The organism is Streptomyces sp. NBC_00239 (genome assembly GCF_036194065.1).
Classification (GTDB): Bacteria; Actinomycetota; Actinomycetes; order Streptomycetales; family Streptomycetaceae; genus Streptomyces.
Window position 1 is genome coordinate 7,826,180 of record NZ_CP108095.1, and the last position, 24,792, is coordinate 7,850,971.

Consider the following 24,792-nt stretch of genomic DNA (forward strand, 5'->3'; position numbering starts at 1 on the left):
GGAAGTGTGTCGACCGCGCTCCGCGGGTGTCAAGGGTTTTGGCAGTTGTGCTGTCGCATCGTCAATTCCCTTGATTTCCATGGCTCGTCGGCGATTGGGAGTGCGGCGGGGAATGTGTTGACTTCCTTGCGTCCGCTCGACAATCTGTTGCCCGGCTCTTCATGTTCGCGCAAACATGAGGAGGCGTCAGGCCGGGGTCGGGGCAAGGCCCGGGCAGGCGTCGGCATCACCCTGCGAGAGGAACTGCACCATGGCGAAGGATGGGCAGCGGCCGGACGGGCCGCGGCCGCGCAAGCCCCGTTCCCCGGCCGCCGATCGCCCCCGGCCGCCGTCGATGGCGGACGTCGCGGCCGTGGCCGGGGTTTCGGCGCAGACCGTCTCCCGCGTGCTCAACGCGACCGCCCGCGTCGACGACGCCACCCGCGACCGGGTCGTCCGGGCCGTGCGCATGCTCGGATACCGGCCCAACACCGCCGCCCGGGCGCTGGCCACCGGCAGGTTCCGGATGATCGGAGTCATCAGCTTCGACCTCAAGGCGCACGGCAACGCCCGCACGCTGGAGTCGATCGTCTCGGCCGTGCAGTCCACCGAGTACTCGGTCAACGTCGTCGTCCCACAGGCGCAGACCCCCGAGGCGGTGCTGGACGCCTTCCGCAGGCTCAGCGGCCACGCCGTGGACGGGGTCATCGTGAACGAGGCGCAGATCCTGGCAGGTTCGCTGATGCTCCCGCTGGGGCTCCCCGTCGTGGTCGTCGACGGCGGCGACGACCACTCCTACCCCGGCGTCCACACCGACCACGCGGCCGGTGCGGAGATCGCCGTCAACCACCTGCTGGGGCTCGGCCACACCACGGTGTGGCACCTGGCCGGCCCGCAGGACTCCCACCCCGCGCGCCGCCGCGCCGAAGCGTGGCAGCGCACGCTACGGGCGGCGGGTGCCCCGGTCCCGCCGGTCGTCCACGGCGACTGGAGCGCCGAGAGCGGCTACCGGGCCGGGCACGAACTCGCCGGCCGGCCGGAGGTCACCGCCGTGTTCGCCGCCAACGACCAGATGGCGCTCGGGCTGGTCCGGGCCCTCCACGACGCGGGGCGCTCGGTGCCGCGGGACGTGAGCGTGGTCGGCTTCGACAACATCACGGAATCCGCCTACTTCCTCCCGCCCCTGACCACCGTCGACCAGGACCTCTCCCGGGTCGGAGCGGCATGCGTGGAGCGGCTCCTCGGGCAGATCGACGGCCACGTGCCGACGGACGCCTCCGTCGTGTCGGTCGGGCCGACGCTGGTGGAGCGTGCCAGCGCGGCCCCGCCGCGGGCCTGAGCCCCGTCCCGAGTCCTGAAACTCCCCGAAGGAGTACGCCAGATGAACTCCCCGGCACCAGACCGTGCCCGAAACCTCCGCGCCCGACTGGGCGGTCTCGGATTCGGCGGCGACTACAACCCCGAGCAGTGGGACGCAGCCACCCGCGCCGAGGACCTGCACCTCATGAACGAGGCCGGGGTCAACCTCGTCAACCTCGCCGTCTTCGCCTGGGCCCGCGTCGAACCGGCCCGCGACGCCTACGACTTCGGCTTCTTCGACACCGTCATGGACGACCTGGCCGCCCACGGCATCACCGCCAACCTCGCCACCATGACCGCCTCGCCGCCCCCGTGGCTCGCCGCCGAGCACCCGGAGATCCTGCCCGTCACCGCCTCCGGAGGCGTCCTGTCACCGGGCGGCCGCCAGCACTTCTGCCCGTCCAGCCCGGTCTTCCGCGACCGGGCCGTGCGCCTGGCCGAAGCCGTCGCCGCCCACTACCGCGACCACCCGGCGCTGGGCGTCTGGCACGTCGGCAACGAGTACGGCATCCACGTCGCCGAATGCTTCTGCGACACCTCCGCCGCCGACTTCCGCCGCTGGCTGACGGACCGCTACGGCGACATCGACGCCCTCAACGACGCCTGGTCCACCGACTTCTGGTCCCAGCGCTACACCGGCTTCGACCAGATCGCGCCCCCGCGCGCCGCACCCACCTACCCCAACCCCTCCCAGCAACTCGACTTCAAACGGTTCAGCAGCGACGCGCTGCGCACCTGCTTCACCCTCGAACGCGACGCCCTGCGCCGCATCACCCCCGACGTCCCGGTCACCACGAACTTCCTCGCCGGACACAAGTCGGTCGACGTCCAGCGCTGGGCGCCGGAGATGGACCTCCTCGCCCTCGACAGCTACCCCGACCCGCACGAGGAGTCGGCGCACATCGGCGCGGCGCTCTCGTACGACGTCCTGCGCGGCGCGGCCGACGGAAGGCCGTGGCTGCTGACCGAGCAGGCGCCCTCCGCCGTCAACTGGCGCGACCGCAACGCGGGCAAGAGCCCGGGCCGGATGCGGCTGTGGAGCTGGCAGGCCGTCGCGCAGGGCGCGGACGCCGTCATGTACTTCCAGTGGCGCCAGTCCCGCGGGGGCGCGGAGAAGTTCCACTCGGGCATGGTGCCGCACGCCGGAGCCGAGACCCGGGTGCACGCCGAAGTGCGCGAGCTGGGCCGTGAACTGGCCCTGGCGCCCGAACTGGCCGGTACGCGCCTCCGCAACGAGGTCGCGATCGTCTTCGACTGGGACAACTGGTGGGCCCTGGAACTCGACTCGCACCCCTCGAACGGCGTGCAGTGTCTCGACCGGGTCCTCGACCACTACACCCCGCTGTTCGAAGCCGGCGTCGGCATCGACGTCGTACACCCCTCGGCGGACCTCTCGCCGTACAAGCTGCTGGTGCTGCCCAGCCACTACCTGCTGTCGGCCGAGCACGCCGCGCGGATCGCCGCGTTCGTGGCGGCCGGGGGCGGTCTCCTCGCCTCCTTCTTCACCGGGATCGTCGACGAGCACGACCGCGTGCACATGGGCGGCTATCCCGCCCCGCTCGGCGACGTACTGGGCCTGCGGGTCGAGGAGTTCTGGCCGGCCGCGGAGGGTGAGACGGTCGCGCTGCGCGCGGCGGACGCGAACTCCCCGGCCCCCGCCGCGGGTTCGCTGTGGCGCGAGGACGTGAAACTCGCCGGCGCCCGCCCCGAACTCTTCTTCGCCGGACCCGACTGGGACGACGACCGCCCGGCGGCCACGGTCCACACCCACGGCGCGGGCACGGCCCGCTACGTCGCGACCCGCCCGGACCCCGGCACGATGCGCGCGCTCGTCGACCGCGCACTCGCCGACGCCGGAGTCGGCGCGGTCCTGCCCGGGCTGCCCGCGGGCGTCCAGGCGACCCTCCGGCACGGGGCGGACCACGACGTCCTCGTCCTGCTCAACCACACCGAGGAGAAGCACGAGGTCTCCCTCCCGGCGGGCCGCCTCGACCTCCTCGACGTCCGACGGCCCGCCGTCCGGCACGTGACCCTCGCCCCACGCGGCGTCGCCGTCCTCGGTAGCGCCGGCACCTGAACACCCCGGACGTCCCACCCGCACGCCCCACGACCCCAAGCCCCTCGGAGGGCACAGTGAAAAGATCCCCGATCACGGCGATACTCGCCGCGGCACTCCTCCTCGGAGGCCTCGGCGCCACCACGGCCGACGCGTCCACGGTCGGAGCGACGACCGGATCCACCGCGACCACCGCGGCCACGCCTTCCGCGACGACCGCCCTGGCCGACAGCTGGCGCCCGCCGCTGAGCACCCGGGGCCGCTACATCGTCGATGCCGACGGCAACCGCTTCAAGCTCAAGTCCGCCAACTGGCAGGGCGCCCAGGGCTCCTGGAACGGCTCCGGAGACATCAACGACCCGGCGAACCACCACGACGGCGAAAAGGCCGACCAGATGCCGCTCGGCCTGGACCGCGCCCCGATCCCGCGGATCCTCGCCGGCTTCCACGACCTCGGCATCAACAGCATCCGGCTGCCGTTCTCGAACGAGATGCTGCACGACGGGCGTCCCGTCTCCGACGCCTCGGTCGCCGCCAACCCGCAGCTGCGCGGCAAGACCCCGCTCCAGGTCCTCGACGCGGTCATCGCCGCCACCACCGCAGAGGGCTTCGCGGTGGTCCTCAACAACCACACCAACACCTCGCGCTTCTGCTGCGGCCTGGACGGCAACGAGCGCTGGAACACCAGCCAGTCCACCGCGCAGTGGGAGAACGACTGGATCACGCTCGCCCGTCGCTACAAGGAGAACAAGCGCGTCGTCGGCGCCGACCTCTACAACGAGGTCCGCCGCACCGTCATGGACGACGCCAACTGGAACTGGGGCAACGACCACGACTGGTGGCTCGCCTCCCAACGCCTCGGCGACCGGCTCCTCACCGAGGTCAGCCCCGACCTGCTGGTGGTCGTGGAAGGCATCAACTGGCAGGGCATCCCGGCCGACGGACTGCCCCACTCGCGTCCCACCCTCGAGCCGGTGCGGGCCCTCTCGCACACCCTCGTCGCCTCCGACAAGCTCGTCTACGCGGCCCACTTCTACGGCTACACGGGGCCGAACCACACCGGCGCGACCGGCATGGGCGAGACCCACGACCCGCGCTACCAGGACCTCTCCCGCGAGGACCTGTTCGCGACCCTGCAGCGCCAGGCGTTCTACGTGACCTCGGAGCCCGGCGGCCGCCACTTCACCGCGCCGCTGTGGATCAGCGAGTTCGGCATCGGCAGCGACGAGAGCAACCCGAAGGCCCGTGCCTGGTTCGGCAACTTCGTGGACTACCTGGTCGCCAACGACACCGACTTCGCGTACTGGCCGCTGGTCGGCTGGGCCGGTCACGGCTCCTGGTCGATCCTCAACTTCGACACGTCGGGGAACCGTTCGGGCATCCTGGACGGAGCGGACTGGCGGGCCTCCCACTGGAACCGGCTCGTCACCGCGCCGCAGAAGACCGGCCGCGTCGAGACCTCCGACACCTGGGACATGCTCAACCTCGACCACGCCGACGCCGTCCAGTCCGCCCGGGTCCGCGCGCTGGGCGACTGGGACTCCGGGGCCCGCAAGGGCGTGTGCCCCGACGGGCAGCGGCTGGTCGGGCTGGCGCACGGTGACGGGCGCGGGCTGTGCACCGACGCCGGGGCCCCGGGCCTGGCGGCGAGCGGTCCGGCACCGGCCGTGGTGACCGACGAACGCCACGTCCAGCAGGGCGACTGGGCGGGCGGCTACACCAAGTACCAGTGCGCGCTCAACCAGTTCATGATCGGCTACAGCTTGCGGGGGCAGGCGGTTTCCGCGGTCCTGTGCGCCCAGGCGGGCCGGACGCTCGGCACGAACGGCCGTACCCTCTGGTTCGACCGCGGCGACAACCGGCCGGCCGGCGGCCCCGGCGGAGAGTTCGCGTACGGCAACTACAAGGGGCAGTGCGCGATCGACGAGTACGCCGCGGGCGTCGCCTTCACCGGAGCGTGGGCCAAGGGCAAGAGGCCCGACGCGCTGCTGTGCCGCAAGTTCTGACGCCCAAGTTCTGACGCCCGAGCTCTGACGCCCGAGCTCTGACGCGCACGCCCGCCCGGCGCCGGACTGTCCGGCGCCGGGCGGGCACGGCCGCGAGCCGTCAGCGGCGGGCCGTCACGGCAGGATCGGTCACGGCAGGATCCGTCACGGCCGGGGCTGCCTGGGGCGGCCGACGGAGCCGCCGCCGGAGACGAGCAGCGCGTCGCCGATCAGCTGTACTCCGCGCGCGAGGCGCCCCAGCTGGTGGAGCTCGGTGGCGTACATCCTGATCGAGTTCTCGATGACCGACTCGGCCACGCCGAGCGAGGGCAACTCGGCCCGGCTGGTCTCCAGGGCGACCCGTACCGCACGCGTCTCGTGCTGCAACTGGAGCCTCGCCTGGCGGACGAGGAGCGTGGGATGCCGGGTCAGCGTCTGATAGCTGTGGTAGCGCGCGGGCAGCAGGTCCCGCAGCCAGCGCATCGCCGTGCGCTCCCAGTCGTGCGTTCCGGGTGCCTTGACCTGGCAGGGCCAGTCGGGGCTGAGCGTGATCGTGGCAGTGGTGCGCATTCTCGTCGCTTCCGAGGGTGTCGAAGTCTGATCGAGGGTGGTGGCGGCGGCCTCGGCCCAGGGGGTCGGCCGAGGCCACCGAGCGCTCCGGTGGATCCAAAGCCGGGACTGAACACCGGGCGCGACGTGAGGAGGGGCATCACGCCGAGTGTCTGTTCTCTGGGAGGCGGGGTTGTCCTCCGTGGCGTCTGGTGGATCCGAGCGCTGGCTCAGTAAACATATATACCGTCGAGTAAGCAAGAGTATGAAAAATTACATACGCGGTCGGGGCGTGAAAACGACCGGCACGAGCACGGGGTGACGGCTGCGCCGGAAGGGCCCTAGAGGAAGAAACCGTGCTGGTCGGCGGCCTGCTCGTAGCCTTCGAGCCGCTCCTGCGTCCGCTCGGGATCCGCGTCGGCCATCGCCTGGAGCAGGGCCGCCGACAGCATGCCCGGCGCCGCGTACGAGTCGAAGACGAGCCGGGACCCGGTACTGGCTGTCAGCGCCACGTCCACCTCCTCCACGAGCGGCCCCAGGGCGGCATCGGTGATCAGCGCGGTGCGCAGTCCCGCGCTGCGGGCGGCCCGCAGCGCGCCCAGCGTCTCCTTGGCGTGCCGGGGCATCGCGTACGCCAGCACCCAGGTGCCGCCCGCCGCCCGGGACTGGAGCAGCGCGTCGTAGGCGACGCTGCCGCCGCGGGTCACCAGCCGCACGTCGGGATGGATGCGCCGGGCCGCGTACGCGAAGTACTCCGCGAGCGACACCGAGATCCGCAGGCCGAGCACCGTCAGCGGCACCGAGCCGGCCAGCTCCCTGCCGAGGTCGAGCACCTGGTCGGTGTCGGCGAACAGCCGGCGGATGTTCTGGAGGTTCTCGATCTCGGCGTCCACGGCCGCCTGGAGCTCGTTGTGCCGCTGCTCGCGGCCTGCCGGGGCGGTGGCGCCCCCGCTCACGGCGATCGGCTGCAGTGCGTCCCGCAGTGCGGGGTAGCCGCTGAAGCCGAGTGAAACGGCGAACCGGGTCACGGACGGCTGACTCACGCCGACCCGCTCCGCGAGCTCGGTGATCGAGTGGAAGGCGGCCTCGGTGGGGTGGTCGATCAGGTACTGGGCGATGCGCCGCTGTCCGGGGGAGAGGCGGTGGCCCTCGAACAGCGCGCGGACCCGGTCGCCGGGCGCGCGCTCATGGTCCGGCGACTGCCCGCTCGGCGTGATCGCGGCCGCCTGAGCGCGTGCCTGCTGCCCAGATGACAACGGCGGGCCTCCCTCTCATGTCACTCGTCTCCCAACATAGCTCACGGCCTGTGCCCGAATGACCTCCGACCGTCTCGACATGCCCGCAATTGGTCTGGACCTGTGCGGGCGGGTGGTCGGAGACTGCTGCGATGGACGAGCCACGCGACCCCCGCCTCCCCGACATCCCGCTGCACCGCTTGCAGGTCCCCCTCCCGCACCTGCTGCCCTTCGCCATCGGAACCTTCGACACCATCGGCGCGCTCTCCCGCGCCGCCTTCCCGCACCGCCACACCTTCTACGAGATCGTCTACGTCACCGGCGGCCGCGGCGCCCACGTCCTGGACCTGGTCCACAAGCCCCTGGATCCACCGCAGTTGTGCGTCATCACCCCCGGGCAGGTGCACCACTGGGCGGACGCGGACGGGCTCACCGGCCATGTGGTGCTCTTCAACGAGGACTTCCTGCCCGACCACCCGCAGGACACCGCCGCGCTGCGCACGCTCGCCACCCGCCCCGGCCACACCCCCGGCGACGAAGCCGGACCGATCGCCGCCCTCCTCGCCGACATGGGGCGCGAATACCGGGACCTGCCGGCCGGGTACCGGGACGTGCTGCGCGCCAGCCTGCACATCCTGATCCTCCGGGCGCTGCGGGCCTGCGCACCGGGCGGCGCGGTCCCGGCCCGCGACCGGGCCGCCGAACTCGCCGCCGCCTTCACCCGGCTGCTCGGCATGCCCGGCGCCGGCCGGCGACCGGTCACCTCGTACGCACGCGAACTCGGCGTCTCCCCTGGCCACTTGCAGACGCTCGTACGGCAGGCCACCGGCCGCACCCCCGCCGGGCTCAGGCGCCAGCAGCAGACCCTGGAGGCCAAACGCCTGCTCTCCGGAACCCGGCTGACGGTGCGCCAGGTCGCCGCCGAGGTCGGCTTCGCGGACCCCGCGTACTTCTGCCGGTTCTTCCGGAGGGAGACCGGCATGACCCCGGGGGCGTTCCGCGAGGCCGCCGGCGGAAAACACCACGATCCCCGGATCGGGTCCATCGCGGCCGCCCCGGACGGCCCGTAGCTTGGCTGCTGGCCGCAGGCGGCCCGGCCCAGGATCAGCAGGGCAGGGCCGGGCCGGGTCCTTGCCATGCCGCACCGTGCCCCCGCAGCATGCCCCCCCACCATGGCAAGGACCGATTCCCGTCCCCCCACGCGCAAGGAGTCGGAGCATGCCCGCGACAGAAGACCCCACCGGAGCGCCTGCCACCGCCCACGACGGCCGGATCAGCCGCAAGACCGTGCTGCGCGCGGCCGCCGCGCTCGGCGCCGCCCCGCTGCTGCTCGGCGGCGGCGTGGCCCTGGCCCGCGACCGCGCCGCGGCGGGCGAGGCCCCGGACCTCACCCCCGACTGCCACGACGGTGACGCGCCGACCGTGGAGCAGACCGAGGGCCCCTACTTCAAGCCCGACTCCCCGCTGCGCACCTCGCTGATCACGAGCAGCACCCCGGGCACCCGGCTCACCGTCACCGGATACGTCTTCGGCCGGGGCTGCCTGCCGATCCCCGGCGTCCTCCTCGACTTCTGGCAGGCCGACCACAACGGGGCCTACGACAACGCCGGATACCGCTTCCGCGGGCACCAGTTCAGCACCGCGCAGGGCGCCTTCACCCTGACCACCGTCGTCCCCGGCCTCTACCCGGGCCGCACCCGGCACCTCCACGTGAAGCTTCAGGCCCCCGGGCGCCGGGTGGTCACCACCCAGCTGTACTTCCCCGGTGAGCCGCGCAACAGCACCGACAGCATCTTCGACGCCCGTCTCCTGATGAACGTCCGCCAGGCCGGCCCCGCGCGCGAGGGCACGTACGACTTCGTGCTCGACGTCCCCCAGACGCCGACGACCCCGCCGACCACGCCGCCGCCCACCACCCCGCCCACCGGCACCTGGGCCGCCGGGACGGCCTACCGCGCCGGTGACGGCGTCACCCACGGCGGTTCCCCGTACCGCTGCCTCCAGGCCCACACCGCCATCACCGGCTGGGAGCCGCCGAACGTCCCGGCCCTGTGGCAGCGCATCTGAGGCGGAGCCCCGCCGAGGCCCTCGCGCCCGGCCCGGACGGTCACCGGGCCAGTGCGGCGAGGGCCGCGGTCACGGTGGCGGCGAGGGTGAGGGCCGCGGCGAACGCGGCCGCGGCCCGCGTGAGCGCCGCCGGATAGGTGGCCCCGTCCAGGCGGGCGAGCTTGCCCGCCCCGGCGGCGACCAGCACGGCCAGGACGAGGACCACGGCGGCGGCGAGCAGGACGGTGGCGAGACCGGACACGACGACTCCCTGAGACGCTTGGCTTCGGGCTGATGCGTCGAAGGTCCCGGAACCGGTGTTCGGCGGGGTTCGGGCGGTCGAGAACGAACACCGGCGAACACGGGTGAACGCGGCGACGTCGCCCGGAGAGCGCTGGAGGTCATTCGTACGGCGGGAAGGGCTCCGGACCCAGCTCGCCGTCGAACGCCGGATAGTGCGGCCAGGGCGGGCCGCCGTCGCGCGTCCACCGCTCGACGAGCCCCTGCATTTCGAGGAACACGAGCGAGTCGAGGTCGCCGTGGTCCAGGAAGACCATGGCGCTGCCGAGGATTTCGTGGTAGACGCTCGCGTACGCCGCGTCGGACGCGGACCGCACCTCGCTCACGACGGTGAGGTACGTCAGGAGGAAAAGCGCTTCCACCCCGTCGCGCCGGCTCCTGATCTGCTCCCCGAACGCGAGGCATTCGTCCGCGTACTGCACCATCCGGGCGGGGAGATCGGGGGCGTTGAACCGGGCGGAGCGGTAGACGTCCACCATGCGGATCCGCAGCCCGACGAGCGGGGCGTCCCGCAGCTTGCCGTGGAGGACGCGGAGCAGGCTGGTGGGCCGCCGGGCCAGGTACTCGTAGGTGAACCGGGTTTCCCGGTCCGCAAGCCCCGTCGGCGTCCTGCCCGTGTCCTGTTCCCGAGGCCCGGTCATGCCCTCGGAGTCCGTCGCGGCCGGTGCGCCGCCGCCCGGGCAGGCGAGGGTGCGGAGGTCGAGGAGGGGGTCGGCCGGCGTCCGCAGGGCTCTCGCCAAGGAGACGAGCGTGGATTCGCTCGGTACGGTCGCCCCGTTGAGCGCCTGGCTCGTCGTGGTCCGTCCGAGCCCGGCGCGCAGAGCGAGCCCGCCCATGCTGAGGCCCTGCTCCACGCGAAGGCGCCGCAGCAGGCGCTTCAGCGTCTCCAGGGCTTCGTCGGCCGACCCGGCCCCGCCGGGGAGCCGGGCCGGGTGAGTCTCTGCGTCCATGCGGCTGTCCACACCCACAGCCTGCCCGACGGGACCGGCAGCCCGCAGGGGGCGGTGAAACCCGTGGCGCCGCACCGCCCGGCGCCGTGCCTCAGACGCGTTCGGGCTGGGATTCGCGGCGCTGCTGCGGCAGGTGAGCGGGAGGCGGTCCGTCGGATTTCCGGTCCCAGCGCCCGGTGGTCCGTACGTAGCCGTAGATCACCGAGGCCATCGCGAGGACGAGGAGCGGTCCGAAGAACCACGGGTGCGCCGCCATCTGCACCGGCAGGTAGCGGTACGAGGTCACGAGCGCGACGAAGACCGCGGCGCCGTAGGAGACGAGCCGGGTCGCCGAACGGTCCCAGCCGCGGTCGTACGCGCGCAGTGCCGCCTCGATCGTGAGCGTGAACACCACGCCCGCGACGAGATCCGCGCCGTAGTGGTAGCCGAAGCCCAGCGTCGCGCTGAGCGTGGCGATCAGCCAGAACGTTCCCGCGTAGCGCAGGACGCGGGGGCCCTTGCGGGAGTGGATGAAGATCGCGGTGGCCCACGCGGTGTGCAGGCTGGGCATGCAGTTGCGCGGGGTGAACGCGTCGTACGGCATCGGGTGCGGGGCGTCGAGCGGCGGCGGCGTGTGCGGCCAGAGGTTGGCCGCCGCGAATTCCACGCCGCCGGTGCCGGAGGTGCCCGGCCCGTACGCGAAGATCGGCCCGACCACCGGGAAGATCATGTAGATGCCCGGTCCGAGGAGGCCGATCACCAGGAACGTGCGCACCAGGTGGTGACGGGGGAAGCGGCGCTCGGCCGCGACGTGGCGCAGCTGGTACAGCGCGAAGACGATCGCGGCCGCCGCGAGCTGCGCGTACACGAAGTCGAGGAGATGGGTGACGACCGGGCCGGAGGCGTCGAGGACGCGGCCCGCCACCCACGACGGGTTCCCCAGCGCGTGATCGGCGGTCGCCACGTACTGGTCGAGCACCGTCGGGCGGGTCTTCGACGTGATGAGCAGCCAGGCGTAGCTGGTCTTGCGGCCGACCACCAGCAGCAGGCCCAGCGCGACGCCCTTCAGCAGCAGGGCGCGCTCCCGGCCGGTGCGGCGCGTGACGGCGATGTAGGCGCAGCCCAGCATCACCCACAGGGCGCCGTTGCCGAAGAAGTGGTCGGCGGGAGTCTCGGCGTCGACCGCCCACCGCGCCAGGATGAAGACGAGGTCGATGCCGATCGCGGTGCCGATCGCGACGGCCCGTTCCCGCCAGGTGAGCACCACCGTCATCACCGCCAGGCCGCAGTACAGCGGACCCGGCTGGGGGGCGAGGACGAGCTCTCCCGCCAGGTCGGTGAGCGGCCCCGGCACGTCGCCGTAGTGGCGCGTGGCGATCTCCAGCGCGATGAAGAACCCGAGGGCCACCGCACCGGCCGCGGCCCACAGGACCGTGCGCGGCCGGCGCCACGCGGCGAGGCGGACCGTGCCGTTTGTTCGCGAGAACACCCGAGATGCTTTAGGTATCAATGGTTTGACCGATTTGTTAGTTATTGGGCGGCTATTGCGTGGCTATGGGATGGCTATGAGGTGATGGCGGCGGGCGGTGAGGGCGCTCGTCGAGAGTCCGATCATGCCACCGGGGTGCCGCGGGCGGCCGCGCCGGGCCCGGACAGCACGCCGGCCCCGGCCGGCCCCCTTCGCGGGAGCCGGCCGGGGCCGGCGGGGTGCGGGTGTGTCAGATCCGGCCCCAGAGCGCCGGAACGTTCGGCGGTTCCCAGCCCGGGTAGGCGGTGTGCGCCTGGATGCACCGGTAGCGGACGCCGTCGTACGTCACGACGTCCCCGACGGCGTACGTGCCGCCGAGGCGCCAGCTGGTCTCGCCGCCGCCCCCGGTCACGGTGAGGGTGTACGTGGTGGTGTGGCTGACCTCGCCGGCACCGAGGACGGTGAGGGTGTAGGTGCCGCCGGGCGTGCCCGCGGCGACCTGGACGGTGGCGGTCGAGGCCTGGCCGGAGAGGACCGAGGACGGGCTGAAGGCCACCGTCACGCCGGCGGGCGCGCCGGACGCCGACAGCCGCACGGTCTGCGCGGCGCCGCTGAGGGTGGCGGTGGACACGGTGACCGTGGCGGCGGATCCGGGGTCGACCGTGCCGGCCGCGGGAGCGGCGCTGATCGAGAAGTCGTTCACCGGCGTGGGCTCCTTGCCGACGGCCGTCTTCCAGATCGTGTACGCGATCCCGTCCGCGCTGCGGTTCAGCGCGGTGGCGTTGATGTTGGTGGTGGTGTCACACGCGGAGTGGTAGCAGGAGTCGTAGGCGCGGCCCGCCGTGCCGCCCCACTTGGCGGCTTCGGAGGAGGACTTCACGGCCGAGGCGCCCGTGGCGTAGCCGGAGGTGGGGATGCCGGCCTGCTGGAAGGAGTAGTCGTCCGAGCGGCCCTGCCCCTCGACGTTCTCCTGCGGGGCCAGGCCCAGGGAGTCCCAGTACGCCTTCATGGGCGCGGAGGCCGCAGAGTTGAGGTTGTTGACGAAGTACCCGGCGTTGGTCGAGGCGACCATGTCGAAGTTGTAGTACGCCTTGATCTTCGCGCGCTCGGCGGCCGGCAGGGTCCGGGTGTAGAAGGCGGAGCCGTTGAGACCCTGCTCCTCGTCGGTCCACCAGGCGAAGCGGACCCGGTTCTCCATGGCGGGGTCGGTCTGTGCCAGGGCGAGGGCCGCCTCCAGGAGCGCGGCGGACCCGGAGCCGTTGTCGTTGATGCCGGGGCCCGCGGACACGCCGTCGAGGTGGGCGCCGAACATGCGGACGCTGTCGGCGTTGCCCTTCGGCCACTCCGCGATCAGGTTGTTGCCCGCCCCCGCCGAGCAGCCCGAGGTGCAGGCCTGCTCGGTGACCGTGTAGCCGGCGGCCTGGAGCCTGCCCTTCACATAGGCCACGGACGCCCGGTACCCGGCGCCGGTGGCACGGCGGTTGCCGCCGTTCTGCTGGGCGATGGTCTGGAGCTGGGACAGGTGCGCCTGCACCTTGGCCACGTCGACGTCCGGCGGGGTGGACGGGTTGCCGGTGCCCCCGCCGACCCGCAGCGTGTACTGGGCCGTGTGGCTGGTGGTGCCCGCGGTGCCCGTCACGGTGATCGGGTAGGTTCCGGCGGTCGTGGCGGCGGAGGTGGAGACCGTCATGGCGGAGCTGCTGCCGGAGGGGACCGTCGCCGGGTCGAAGGAGACGCTCACGCCGGCGGGCGCGCCCGACGCGGACAGCGTGACCTGCTGCGAACCGCCGCTGACGGTCGTGGTGTTGACGGTGGTGCGCACCGAGGAGCCGGCCTCGACGTCGCCCGCGGCGGGGCTCAGCGCGAGCGAGAAGTCGTTCTGCTGCCCGGTACAGGTCGGATCACCGGGCTGGGCCGGCACGCTGATCGCGTCCCAGGCCGCCTTGGTCGTGTGGAACAGGCCGCAGCTCGCGTCCAGGTTCTTCGCCGTGGTCAGCGTGGCCGTGCGGTAGCGCTTGTACGTCATGCCGCTGGTCTTCAGCAGCATGGCGCCGTAGAAGACCTTGCCGGCGTTCTGTATGCCGACTCCGGTGACGGCCGAGCCGTTGCAGGTGGCGCTGGAGGGCTTGCCGCCGCCGGGGTTCGAGCCCTCGGCCAGCAGGTAGAACCAGTGGTTGAGCGGGCCCGCCGCCGCGTGCTCCTCGGTGCCGGGGATCGAGGAGGAGTAGCAGGCCGGGTGGCCGAGCGCCCCGGGGTTGTACATGTTGCGGATGGGGCCGCGGCCCTGCAGGTTGACCATCTCGCCGACGGTGTAGTCGGGCGTGTCGTACGGCGACGGCTCGTTGGTGTAGGCCTCGGTGAGGGCTCCCATGATGTCGCCGGTGGCCTCGCCCAGGCCGCTCTCGTGGTTGGCGCCGCCGGGGGTGAAGGAGTCCAGGCCGTGGCCGAACTCGTGGCCGATCACGTCCATGCCGGCGATCCACTCATTGGCGCTGTTGTGGCCGATGGTGATGGTGGAGCCGTCCCAGTAGGCGTTGAGCTCGTTCAGGCCCACGCGCACCGGCCAGCTCCCGCCGTTGCCGTTGTGCCCGTTGCGGCCGAGCCAGTTCCGCAGCATGTCCCATTCCTTCTGCGCCGCGAACATCGCGTCGACGCAGCCGGTCTCGCGGCTCTTGGGGTCGCCGTTGCCCCAGTCGTCGGTGGCCTTGCTGTACACGCCGCCGTTGTAGTCCGAACACTGCAGCCCGGGGCGGGTGGTGTCCCGCAGGACGTACGAGCTGCCCGAGCGCGAGGTGTCGATGGTCAGCGGGTCGGGGCCGTTCCACTTGCTGTGGCCGGTACCCGCGCGCACGTCGTCGTACGTGTCCACGACCTCGCCCGTGCGGGCGTCGACGAAGACGTGCAGCCTGCTGGGCGCGCCCGCCGAGGTCCGGCCGGTGACCACGGTCTCCCAAGCGAGCGTGGCGCGAGCGCCCTCGACGCGGACCACCAGGCGCGCGGAGCCGGCCTTCTCGGCCGTCCCGGTCCTCGCCAGCACGGCCCGGCTCGTCCCCGCGGCCCGCGCCGCCGTCACCTCGGCCCGGGTGGAAACCGAGATCCTGGTCCTGGTGGCGGACTGCGCCGCGCGGACCCGGCCGGCGCCGTCGGCGAGGACGACCGCGTCGCCGCCGACGACGGGCAGGCCCTTGTAGGTGCGCTCGTACGCGACCGAGTAGAGGCCCTTCACCCAGGGGGTGACCATGCGCCGGTCGTACTGTTCGTCGGGGCCCTTGGCGAGGGCGTCGGCGCCGCTGCGCGCGGCCTGGTCGGCGGCCGCGACGGCCCGCGCGGCGGGGGTCGGTTCCGGCTTGCCCACGGCGGGTGCGGCGGGTGCGGCGGTCTGTGCGGCCGAGGCGAGGGAGGCGGGCACCACCACCCCCGCGACGGTCACGGCCAGGGACACCCCGGCCACCACCATTCTTCTGAGCATCGTGGCTCCTTGTGAGAGGTCGTGAAGCACCCGGCAAGGCGGATGGGAGCACGACGGGCAACCGGGGGTGCGCGCGGGTGCGGGCGGTGTCTCCGCCGCCCCCGCACAAGTCGCCCGCCATGCCGCCGGGTTGGCGGAACCCTGGCAGCGGCCCGCGCCCGGAGCAATGCATTCCGGCCGGTCGTCCCGTCCTGTCAAAATCCGGCAAACCCGTGCGGGGAGCGGCGCCCGCCGGCCGGTGGTCTCACAGGCCCGAGTCGAGCAACATCGCGTGGTACTCCCGGACTTCGGGCACGTCCGGCCAGCCCGCGAACAGCCTGCCGTGCAGCCCGCGCAGCTCGGAGCTGACCATCAGCTCACGCGCCCGCACCGCCTCGCCGAGCACGGGGGCCGCCAGCGCGACCGCCGCGCCGGGGTCGCCCGCGCAGGCCCAGCTGTCGGCCAGCCGGAGCGTGAGCAGCAGATGCGTGCCCCGCATCAGCGGCGACACCCGGGCGCGCGAGCGCGCGGTGGCGTCGATCGCGCGCCGGGCCGTCTGCCGGTCGCCGGTGACCGCGGCGAGGTCGCGCAGGGCCCCGCCGATCGCCGACTCCATCCGCATCTCGCCCTCGGCCCCGGCCAGCCAGGGTGCCTCCAGCAGGTCCCGGTCGCCGAGGCGGGCGAAGCCGCGCCGCGCGAGCGTGATGTGCCGGCGGCACTCGGCGGCGTCCTGGCCCAGCGCGTGGCCGCGGGCCTGGTACAGGTGCGACAGGGTGGCCACCCAGCGCCGCCGAGGGTCCACCGCTCCGATCGCCTCGGCGTAGCCGAGCGCCGAGGCGGCGTCCTCGTCGAGCCGGACCAGGGTGCACATGTCGCTGAGCAGCGTGGCGCGCGCCGACGCGTCGTGGACGGCGTCCGCCCAGCCCAGCCCGTGGCCCAACCAGGCCATGCCGATGCTGCTCTGGCCGCGCTGCATCCGCAGCCGCCCGGCGACCTGCGCGTACTGCGCGGCGATCCGCAACTGCCCGTACGGGAACCGGCCGGTGGAGTCGGCCTCCCCGGCCCACCGCAGCACGGCCCGCAGCAGCAGCTCCACCGTGACCACGCCGTCGGCACTGTCCTGGTGCAGCGCCCTCCGGATCAAAGCGGCCAGGGCGGCCGTGAGCCCGTGCAGCAGCTCCACCTCCCCGGCGGCCAGCGCCGCGAGCCGGAGGTCGGGTGCGGTGAGTGCGTCCAACAGGGCCGTCACGGCGGCCTGTTCCGGTACGACGCAGCCGGTGTTCCCGTGCAGCGGACAGGCGAGCCCTTCGGCGGGAAGCGCCGCCGGCCACAGGAGCGGATCCAGCGCGACCCGGCCGCCGCAGGCCCCGGCTCCGCTCTCGGTGCCGACCTTCGCCCTGGCTCCTGGCCCCGCCCCGGCCCGGGTTCCGGCCCCGACGACCCCGCCCCCGCCCCCGCCGCCGGGCGGGGCGGCGAACAGCCCGGGCCGGTGGGGGGCGTGCTGAGGGCCGTACGGCACCTCGCGGGGCGCGGCGACGAGCGCGGCCAGCTCGCCGCCCGTCTCCAGCAGCGCGTCCAGCCGCCGCACCAGCCCCGCGGGCGGCTCGCGCACCCCCGCCTCCAGCCGGCTGATCATGCTGTGGTGGTAGCCGACGCGCTGGCCGAGCTGCCGCTGGGTGAGTCCGGCCTGCCGGCGCCAGTACCGCAGCCGCCGCCCGAACTCCGCCCAGGGCCGCGTCCCTTGTTCCGGTTCGACGGTCATGGCCCCTCCCGTGGAGGCTCCGCCTCCGACAGTGTGACTCCCGCATTCCGCCGGTACGAGCTTCCGGCGGGACCGGGCACGTACCGCACCGTGTCGGCCCACTTGGCCGAAACCTCGCGCAAATTGGTCTGAACCAAGATGTCCGCCGCCGGCCCCGGCCCGGCACAAGGCCCGGCAGGTGTCCTCCCGTTGCCCCGGGTCGGCATGTTCGTTGGGTTGGTCGAGTGTGCGCGCACGCCGGCCCTCCCCGGGTCGCGGCACCCACGCGCGCCCGGCGAGCGACAAGGAAGAGGCCCAGTGATCCAGGTATCCGTCGAAGATGTGGAAATCGCCCCGGGACACATCTTCGAATGGAGGATGGTCTCCTCGGCCATGGTCGCCTCGGCCGGCTCCGACCGGCCCGGCGGGGCCACCACCTTCAACCAGGCGAAGCACTTCAGCGTCGCCCAGGACGCCCATGCCGCCAACGACACGGTCTGCGCGTACATTGCCGGAACGTTCGACCTGCCGGGCCCGGTCGACCGCGAGGCACTCGGGTCCGCCCTGCTGTACTTCGTCCGCCGCCACGACGTGCTGCGCAGCACGTTCCAGCAGCTCGTCTCCACGGTGGCCTGCGACGTCCTGGGGCCGGAGGACATCGAGCTGAAAGAGGTCGACCTGGGGCCCGCCGGCTCGTCGGCAGAGGTGCGCGACCACCTGCACCAGGTCTTCCAGGAGGTCGATCCGCTGTCCTGGCCCCTGATCCGCATGGGCGCGGTGATCAGGGACGACTCCGCCACCGTGTGGTTCGCCTGCGACCACCTGGTGACCGACGGCCTGTCCACGCCGATCGCCGTGCACGACATCGCCGAGGCCTACCGGGCCTTCTCGCAGGGCCGCACGCCCGACCTCGCCGCGACCGGCAGCTACCTCGCCTTCAGCCGCGAGCAGCGCCGCCGCAACGCCTCCCTGACCGCCGACGACCCCCGGCTGGACTACTGGAAGGAGTTCATGGCCGGTTCCGGCAGCTTCTTCCCGCGGTTCCCGCTGGACCTCGGCCTGGAGCCGGGCCGCATGTACCCGGCGGTCAACGAGACCACGCGGCTGCTCGGCGCCGACGAGACGGAGAGCCTGGAGGCGGCGTGCCGGGCGGCCGACGGCCGGCTCTTCATGGGGCTGCTCGCCGCCGTCGGCGTCTGCCTGCGCAAGGAGGGCGGCCCCGACGTCTACCGCGGCATCATGCCGGTCAGCGACCGCGGGCGCGGCCCCTACGCACACACCATGGGCTGGTTCATCAACACCATGCCCATCGCCTTCCGGGTCGGCGACGGGCAGGACCTCCACACCGTCATGGCCCACGTGCGGGAGGCCTCGACCGAGATGCAGAAGCACCTCGACGTGCCGTTCGTGAAGGCGTGGGAGCTGCTCGCCCCGGTCGAGTACACCCAGTTCCGGTACTGGCCGTACGCGGTGAACTTCTTCTCCTACCTCGACTTCCGGCGCTCGCCCGGAGCGGAGGACCACGTGGCGCGCAACGCCCGCAAGCACGTGTGGCTGGCCCGCTCGAACTGCTACTCCTTCTGGCTCCACCGCACCGAGACCGGCCTGTACATGAACTCCATCTACGCCGGCACGCCCCGGTCGCAGGAGACCACCGCCGCCCTGCAGGCCACACTCCGGCGCACGCTGGTGAACATGGCCGACACCGGGACCTTCTGACCCGGCCCTCCACAGCCCGGCCCTCCACAGCCCGGCCCTCCACAGCCCACCCCGGCCCTCCGCACCCCCGGCCGTGCGAACCCCGGCTTTCCGGACCCCGTTTCCCGGGCCGCAGCGCACCGCCCGCCGAAAGGACCCACACATGACGTCCGTCCGTCCCCCGCGCGGCCGCCGGGGTGCGCTGCTCGCGCTGATCCTGGGCCTGTCGTCGGCCGTGCTCGCCCCCGCGGCGGCACCGGCCGACCGGCCGACCTCCGGGGACCGCCCGGTCGTCGTCACCGGCGGCGGTCCCGTACGGGGCCTGACGCACGACGGCTACACCACCTACGAGAACATCCCCTTCGCCGCCCCGCCCACCGGCCGGCTGCGCTGGCGGCCACCACAGCCGGCCCGGCCCTGGCACGGGGTGCGCGACGCCGGCGCGCCCGGACCGCAATGCCCGCAGCCACCGCTGTTCGGCGGCGCCCCCACCGGGTCGGAGGACTGCCTGAGCCTCAACGTCACCGTCCCGGCGGGGCCCCGGCCGGCCCGCGGCCGGCCCGTCATGGTGTGGCTGCACGGCGGCGGCTTCACTTACGGCTCCGGCGGCCCCCACACCGCGCAGCACCTGGCGGTGCGGGGCGGTGTCGTGGTCGTCACCGTCAACTACCGCCTCGGCATGCTCGGTTTCTTCGGGCACCCCGAACTCGCCGAGGAATCCGTGCCGTTCGGCCTGGCCGACCAGCAGGCGGCCCTGCGCTGGGTACGGGACAACGCGGCGCGCTTCGGCGCCGACCCGGGCAACGTGACCCTCTTCGGCGCCTCGGCCGGCGGCATCAGCACCTGCGCCCAACTGGTCGCGCCGGCCGCCGCCGGACTCTTCCACCGGGCGATCGCCCAGAGCGGCACGTGCACCACGGCGTACCCGTACGGAGCCCTCGTCCCCGACCAGCCCGGCTACCGGCCCTTCATCGCCCAACCCGCCCTGCACGCGGCGGGCGTGGCCGCCGCCCACCGCCTCGGCTGCCGCACCGGCACCGGCGTACTGGACTGCCTGCGCGGCCTCGACGCCGACCGACTGGCCACGCCCGAACTCTCCACCCTCTTCAACAGGCCCGCGTACGGAAACCGGCTCCTGCCCGCGGAACCGGCCCGCGCCCTCGACGCCGGCCGCTTCCACCGGGTGCCCGTCATCCAGGGCACCACCCGCGACGAGATGCGCATGTTCCTCGCCTTCACGCTCACCGCGCACCCCCTGCGCGATGCCCGCGACTACCGATCCCGCCTGCGGAACTCCTTCGGCGACCGGGCCGCGGCCGTCGAAGCCCGCTACCCGCTCGCCGCCCACCCCACCCCCGCGCTCGCCTGGGCGGCGGTGACCACCGACAGCGCCTGGACCTGCACCACCCTGCGTGCCACCCGCGCCCTGGCACGCCATGTCCCCGTCCACGCCTACGAGTTCGCCGACCGTGGCGCACCCGCCCTGGAGTTCCTGCCCGACGTGCCCGGCTTCCCGTACGGCGCCGCACACGGCTTCGAGGTCCCGTACCTCGGTCTGATGGCCGCCCGACAGCCGCTCACCGGCGCGCAACGGGCCCTGGCCGACGAACTGACCGGCTACTGGACGCGCTTCGCGCACACCGGCGACCCCGACGGCGCGGGCGCCCCCCACTGGCCCGCGTACGGGAGCCGGTCCCCGCTCGCCCAGACCCTCGCCCCCGCCCCCGGCGGCATCCACCCCGTCGCCCTGGAGGCGGACCACCACTGCGCCTTCTGGGACGAGGAGCTCGCCCCACCGGGCCACGAGTGAGGCCGAGACCGACGGCACTAGCCGGCGCTGATGGCCGTCACGTGGGTGGTGCCGTCGGGCAGGGCGGCGATGCGGACCTGACCGGCGGCGAACGGATCACGCCCGTTCGGGCCGGGCACCTGCGCGAACGGCGTCCAGGAGCCGTCCGGCCGCCGGACGGCGTGCCAGACCCGGCCGTCGAGGCCGACCGCCACGACCTGGGCGGAGCCGTCCGGGGTCCCCGCGATGCCGACGGCGCTGGCCCCCATGGTGGCGGTGGTGACGCCACGCGGCGGCCGGAAACCGGTCCAGGAGCCGTCGGGCCGCCGCTGCTGGTGGTACACGATCCCGTCGAGCCCGATCGCGAGGACCTGCGAGGAGCCGTCGGGCATACCGGTGATCGCCAGGGCGGGCCCGGAGAACGTGGGGGCGCCGCCGTAGCCGGCCATGCGTCCCCAGGCCGTCCACGCACCGGAACGCCCGCGCACGCAGTGGTACATGGCGCCGTCCGTGCAGTAGCCGAGCAGCTGGGCGGAGCCGTCGGGCATCGCGGCGACCGACACCTTCGTCGCACCCCAGCGGCTCTGCGGGGTGAAGCCGGGCAGCGCCCGGAACCCCGGCAGTCCGCCGTCGGCGCGGCGCACCTGGTGGAAGGCGGTGCCGTCCAGTGCCGTCACCACGATCTGGCAGGTGCCGTCGGGGAAGGCGGCGATGTCCGCCTCCCGGACGGCGAACGCGGCCGAGCCGTCCGGTCCCGCCACGCGCTGCCAGGGCCGCAGCGTCGTCGAACCCCGTACGGCGGTCAGCCACAGGCCGTTGTCGGGCGCGATGCCCAGCACCACGACCGACCCGTCCGCCATCCCGGCGGCGGCGCTCTGCACCCCCGCGAACGAGGCGGCGCCCGCGGTGGCCCCCGGCAGCGGACGCATGCTGCTCCACGAGCCGTCGGGCCGGCGCTCGGTGTGGAACAGCGCCCGCTGCTCGACGTCGTACGGGGGCAGCTGCGCGGAGTGGAACCACACCGGGTTGGTGAGGGCCACCAGTTGGTCGAGGGTGGTGGACGCGGGCTTCAGCCGGCGGACCTCGGCCCGGGCGAACAGGGAGGCCCGGCCCCAGCCCCGCCAGCGCAACTGCCCGCGGCCGCTGCCGTCGATGCAGGTGGCGGCCATGATGCCCCACTCGGTGTACAGCGTGGCCACGGTGTCCGGAGCGCCCTTCACGTCCAAGGTCACGTCGACGGCGTCGAAGAACGACAGCGGCAGCTCCTCGCCGGGCCCCGCGACCGCCCCGCCGGCGCGGGCGGTGAAGTCCACGGTCACGGCCGCGGATTCGACCGCGTACGAGCGGCCCCGGCGCAGGGCGTCCAGTACGGCGGGGGTCGACAGACTGGTGGCGTACACCACGTTGTGGGGCCGGCCGACGGCGTCCGAATGGCTGTGGGCGTCGCTGTTGCCGACGGCGGCGACCCGCTTGCCCAGGCAGAGCATGACGTGCCAGGCGGCGATGTTGGCCGCGTCGTCCAGGGTCCACGGCCCGTTCCACACCTCCAGTGCGTCCACGCGGTCGAGGCCGAACTCCCAGAACGAACCGGCGGCCGGGGTGAGCGGATGGGCGGCGATCGTGAGTCCGCCCAGGCTGTGCACCCGCCGGGCGTGACGGTCGAACACGCCCTGGTCCGCGGGTCCGTAGCGCCAGTCCACCCACTCGCCCTGGGGCAGGCCGACGGCCAGCCAGTGGCCGTGCCGGGTGGTGACCTCCTCCGCGTTGACGACCAGCAGGTCGCCGGGGACGTTCCCGCGCCATGTCACCCCGGTGGAACTGGTGTTGTGGTCGGAGGTGGCGATGAAGTGCAGCCCCTCCTCGCGGGCGGCCGCGACGATCTCGTCCACCGTGCGCTTCCCGTCGGAGTGCACGCTGTGCAGGTGCAGGTCGCCCCGGTACCAGCCGGGCCCCCGCCCGGGCACCTCGGCCGGGAGGACGTCGTACTGAGCCGGGGGGAGCGGTTCGCCGAGGTGCAGGGTGACGTCGACCTGCCAGGCCATGCCGCCGGCGGCGCCGACCATCGGCCCCAGGATCACCGACCAGCCGCCGGGCTCGACGGGCCCGGGCACGTAGCCGGGCGTGGCGTCGGCCGCGGAGACGGTGAAGCCGGACCGCTCGCCGCCCGACCAGCCGCGGAAGCCGGACGGGCCGAAGACGCCCAGGTCCAGGATGCCGGCGGCGGCATCGTGCGAGGTCGCCACGGAGATCCGCTGCACACCGGCGGGGACGTCGAAGGCGACGTACGCCCACTGGTCGTTGCCCTGCGGGGCGCGGCCCCGGTAGGTGGTGGTCACGGTGTCGGTGCCCTGGCCGCTCGTCGCCGCGTACGCGATCGGCGCGGGAACGAGCGCGGCGGCCCCGCCCGCGGCCAGCAGGGTCCCCAGGCGGAGCAGGGACCTGCGGTCGACGCCCGGCGCGGGTTCGGACGCGGCGTTCGGGAGGTGTTCACTCGGCACGGCGGTGCTCTCCGTTCACGGGGAGTGGCAGGGAAGGCGTGCGGGTGCGAGCAGCTACGGGGGGTGGGGGAGCGGTGCGTACGGATCCATACGGGCGTGGGGCGGCGCCCGTACGGATCCGTACGCGCGTGGGCGGTGGGGGAGAGCGGGGTCCCGCCCCGGCGGAACGGGGCTCGGCCGGCCGGTCGGCGCTACCGGTGTGAGCGCTGGGCCTCGACGATCTGTCGCACGGAGCCGTCGAGGTCCGCGCGGGCCTGGACCCGCTCGGCGAATCCGGGGAACTGCCCGGCGATGGCGCTCAGCAGGCGCAGCTCCAGCGGCGCCACGTTGACCTCGCACCGGTCGCGGCGGACGGCCCGCACGACGCCGTCCGCGACCTGGCCGGGGGTGACGGTCCTGATGCCGTTCGGCGTGGCGGCGCCGGTGGCCGCGAACATCCCGGCGTCGCGCACGAAGCCGGGCTGAACCAGGGACACCCCTACCCCCGTGCCCCTGAGTTCCTGGCGCAGCGCGAGGGCGAAGCCGCGCAGCCCGAACTTCGTCGCGTTGTACAGGGAGGTCGACTTGGTGGCCGCCTTGCCCGAAATGGAGCCGACCAGCACGATGTGGCCCCGGCCGCGGTCCACCATCCGAGCCGCGAGCAGCCGGGACAGCAGGACGGGCGCGCGCAGGTTGACGTCGAGGGCGCGGTCGAGCTGCTCCTCGGTGTAGTCGAGGAGGTCGCCGCTGGCGGGCAGGGCGGCGTTCGCGACGAGCACGTCCGTCTCGGCGCAGGTCTCGGCGAGGCGGACGACATCGGCCCGGACGGCCAGATCGGCGACCACGGTACGGGCGCCGCAGGCGTCCGCGGCGGCCTTCAGCGCGTCCTCGCGCCGCCCGGTGACGGTGAGGAGGGCGCCTTGCGAGGCCAGGCGCGAGGCGAGGGCGGCGCCGATGCCTCCGGTGGCCCCGGTGAGCAGAACGTTCGATCCGGACATGTCCACGACGACTCCTGTACGGCGACGACCTTGTTGTTCGTTCGAACGAACAGTAGGGATCGCTCCGCTGCGTGTCCACACCCCGGACACCCCGAACTCCCGCTCCCCGCCCGGGCGGAGGCACCCCCGGATGGGGCAGAATGCCGACATGCCCGCTGCTTCCGACACCCGCCAGAACATCATCGACGCCGTACTGCGGATCATCGGGCAGGACGGCATCGCCGCCCTCACCAACCGGCGGATCGCCAAGGAGGCCGGCGTCTCCCTCGGCTCCGTCACCTACCACTTCGCCACCCAGCACGAACTGCTGCGCGAGAGCCTGCTGCACTTCGTGGCCGAGGAGACCCGGCACTTCACGGCGCTCGCCGACGCCTGCTCCGACGAGCGCTTCGACATCGGTCAGGCGGCCGAGGTGGTGGCACAGGTCGCGGGCGGCAACGCCTTCGACAGCCGCCACATCGCGCCGTTCGAGCTGTACGTGCAGGCCGGCCGAGACGAACGGCTGCGGGCCGCGGCGGCCGAGTGCTTCGCCGCCTACGACCTGCTGGCCACCCGGATCCTGGCCCAGCTCGGCGTCCCCGACCCCGAACGCCTCGCCGGCGCGGCGGTCGCCCTCGTCTTCGGCCAGCAGCTGCGCCGCCTGGCCACCGGCGCGCCCGCCGAGGACCTCGTCGACACCCTGCTGGTCCTCACCGCGCTCACGCCACCGCGGAACCCGTAACGGCTGTCGGCTCC

General features: G+C 73.4%; 17 protein-coding genes. 8 read left to right on the plus strand and 9 right to left on the minus strand.

The window, feature by feature from the left end:
• The first annotated feature begins 334 nt into the window (after positions 1-334).
• The 3 genes from OG764_RS34645 to OG764_RS34655 are packed head-to-tail and all read left to right on the plus strand — an operon-like array spanning position 335 to position 5,400.
• A complete protein-coding gene (locus OG764_RS34645) occupies positions 335-1,318 on the plus strand; it encodes a LacI family DNA-binding transcriptional regulator (RefSeq protein ID WP_443056265.1) in 984 nt (327 codons plus the stop codon).
• 42 nt (positions 1,319-1,360) lie between these two features.
• The gene (locus tag OG764_RS34650; RefSeq protein WP_328972298.1) at positions 1,361-3,415 is read left to right on the plus strand and encodes a beta-galactosidase; all 2,055 of its coding nucleotides are present in this window, start codon (positions 1,361-1,363) and stop codon (positions 3,413-3,415) included.
• A 56-nt stretch (positions 3,416-3,471) separates the two neighbouring features.
• The gene (locus OG764_RS34655) at positions 3,472-5,400 is read left to right on the plus strand and encodes a glycoside hydrolase family 5 protein (RefSeq protein ID WP_328972299.1); all 1,929 of its coding nucleotides are present in this window, start codon (positions 3,472-3,474) and stop codon (positions 5,398-5,400) included.
• Positions 5,401-5,544: 144 nt separating this feature from the next.
• Here the strand turns inward: OG764_RS34655 and OG764_RS34660 are convergent, their stop codons facing one another.
• Both OG764_RS34660 and OG764_RS34665 read right to left on the minus strand, forming a co-directional pair.
• On the minus strand, positions 5,545-5,949 hold the full coding sequence (locus OG764_RS34660) for a hypothetical protein (RefSeq protein WP_328972300.1): 405 nt from the start codon (positions 5,947-5,949) through the stop codon (positions 5,545-5,547).
• A 320-nt stretch (positions 5,950-6,269) separates the two neighbouring features.
• Positions 6,270-7,184 carry a MurR/RpiR family transcriptional regulator gene (locus tag OG764_RS34665; RefSeq protein WP_328972301.1) on the minus strand — a complete coding sequence of 305 codons (915 nt, stop codon included), beginning with the start codon at positions 7,182-7,184 and terminating at the stop codon, positions 6,270-6,272.
• 131 nt (positions 7,185-7,315) lie between these two features.
• Here OG764_RS34665 and OG764_RS34670 point away from each other — a divergent pair, with 131 nt between their 5' ends.
• Positions 7,316-8,233 (plus strand): helix-turn-helix domain-containing protein, encoded by a 918-nt coding sequence (locus OG764_RS34670; protein ID WP_328972302.1) that lies wholly within the window; start codon positions 7,316-7,318, stop codon positions 8,231-8,233.
• A gap of 148 nt (positions 8,234-8,381) precedes the next feature.
• A complete protein-coding gene (locus OG764_RS34675; protein WP_328972303.1) occupies positions 8,382-9,230 on the plus strand; it encodes a carbohydrate-binding protein in 849 nt (282 codons plus the stop codon).
• Between the two features lie 40 nt (positions 9,231-9,270).
• Here the strand turns inward: OG764_RS34675 and OG764_RS34680 are convergent, their stop codons facing one another.
• From OG764_RS34680 to OG764_RS34700, 5 genes are all read right to left on the minus strand, one after another.
• Entirely contained in the window at positions 9,271-9,471 is a 201-nt protein-coding gene (locus OG764_RS34680; RefSeq protein WP_328972304.1) for a hypothetical protein, read from the minus strand.
• 139 nt (positions 9,472-9,610) lie between these two features.
• The gene (locus OG764_RS34685) at positions 9,611-10,459 is read right to left on the minus strand and encodes a helix-turn-helix domain-containing protein (RefSeq protein ID WP_328972305.1); all 849 of its coding nucleotides are present in this window, start codon (positions 10,457-10,459) and stop codon (positions 9,611-9,613) included.
• 91 nt (positions 10,460-10,550) lie between these two features.
• Positions 10,551-11,927, minus strand: coding sequence for a phosphatase PAP2 family protein (locus OG764_RS34690; protein ID WP_328972306.1), 1,377 nt, complete (start codon positions 11,925-11,927; stop codon positions 10,551-10,553).
• A gap of 229 nt (positions 11,928-12,156) precedes the next feature.
• Positions 12,157-15,375, minus strand: a complete 3,219-nt coding sequence (locus OG764_RS34695; protein ID WP_328972307.1) for a M20/M25/M40 family metallo-hydrolase — start codon at positions 15,373-15,375, stop codon at positions 12,157-12,159.
• Between the two features lie 244 nt (positions 15,376-15,619).
• Positions 15,620-17,116 (minus strand): helix-turn-helix domain-containing protein, encoded by a 1,497-nt coding sequence (locus OG764_RS34700; protein WP_328972308.1) that lies wholly within the window; start codon positions 17,114-17,116, stop codon positions 15,620-15,622.
• Between the two features lie 297 nt (positions 17,117-17,413).
• Between OG764_RS34700 and OG764_RS34705 the strand changes: the two genes are divergently transcribed.
• Entirely contained in the window at positions 17,414-18,814 is a 1,401-nt protein-coding gene (locus OG764_RS34705; RefSeq protein ID WP_328972309.1) for a condensation domain-containing protein, read from the plus strand.
• A 142-nt stretch (positions 18,815-18,956) separates the two neighbouring features.
• Positions 18,957-20,603, plus strand: a complete 1,647-nt coding sequence (locus OG764_RS34710; protein WP_328972310.1) for a carboxylesterase/lipase family protein — start codon at positions 18,957-18,959, stop codon at positions 20,601-20,603.
• 17 nt (positions 20,604-20,620) lie between these two features.
• Here OG764_RS34710 and OG764_RS34715 read toward each other — a convergent pair whose 3' ends face one another.
• Together OG764_RS34715 and OG764_RS34720 are read right to left on the minus strand one after the other, a co-directional pair.
• The gene (locus OG764_RS34715) at positions 20,621-23,080 is read right to left on the minus strand and encodes a CehA/McbA family metallohydrolase (protein WP_328972311.1); all 2,460 of its coding nucleotides are present in this window, start codon (positions 23,078-23,080) and stop codon (positions 20,621-20,623) included.
• Between the two features lie 191 nt (positions 23,081-23,271).
• Positions 23,272-24,063: an SDR family NAD(P)-dependent oxidoreductase gene (locus OG764_RS34720; RefSeq protein ID WP_328972312.1), complete on the minus strand. Its 792-nt coding sequence runs from the start codon at positions 24,061-24,063 to the stop codon at positions 23,272-23,274.
• Between the two features lie 142 nt (positions 24,064-24,205).
• Here OG764_RS34720 and OG764_RS34725 point away from each other — a divergent pair, with 142 nt between their 5' ends.
• A complete protein-coding gene (locus tag OG764_RS34725; protein ID WP_328972313.1) occupies positions 24,206-24,778 on the plus strand; it encodes a TetR/AcrR family transcriptional regulator in 573 nt (190 codons plus the stop codon).
• Positions 24,779-24,792: the final 14 nt, after the last annotated feature.

Excerpts from the sequence above, each read along its gene's own strand:
- OG764_RS34695 (WP_328972307.1), bottom strand. The coding sequence starts at position 15,375 with ATGCTCAGAAGAATGGTGGTGGCCGGGGTGTCCCTGGCCGTGACCGTC.
- OG764_RS34660 (WP_328972300.1), bottom strand. The coding sequence starts at position 5,949 with ATGCGCACCACTGCCACGATCACGCTCAGCCCCGACTGGCCCTGCCAG.
- OG764_RS34710 (WP_328972310.1), top strand. The coding sequence starts at position 18,957 with ATGACGTCCGTCCGTCCCCCGCGCGGCCGCCGGGGTGCGCTGCTCGCG.
- OG764_RS34645 (WP_443056265.1), top strand. The coding sequence starts at position 335 with ATGGCGGACGTCGCGGCCGTGGCCGGGGTTTCGGCGCAGACCGTCTCC.
- OG764_RS34650 (WP_328972298.1), top strand. The coding sequence starts at position 1,361 with ATGAACTCCCCGGCACCAGACCGTGCCCGAAACCTCCGCGCCCGACTG.
- OG764_RS34675 (WP_328972303.1), top strand. The coding sequence starts at position 8,382 with ATGCCCGCGACAGAAGACCCCACCGGAGCGCCTGCCACCGCCCACGAC.
- OG764_RS34685 (WP_328972305.1), bottom strand. The coding sequence starts at position 10,459 with ATGGACGCAGAGACTCACCCGGCCCGGCTCCCCGGCGGGGCCGGGTCG.
- OG764_RS34670 (WP_328972302.1), top strand. The coding sequence starts at position 7,316 with ATGGACGAGCCACGCGACCCCCGCCTCCCCGACATCCCGCTGCACCGC.
- OG764_RS34725 (WP_328972313.1), top strand. The coding sequence starts at position 24,206 with ATGCCCGCTGCTTCCGACACCCGCCAGAACATCATCGACGCCGTACTG.
- OG764_RS34700 (WP_328972308.1), bottom strand. The coding sequence starts at position 17,116 with ATGACCGTCGAACCGGAACAAGGGACGCGGCCCTGGGCGGAGTTCGGG.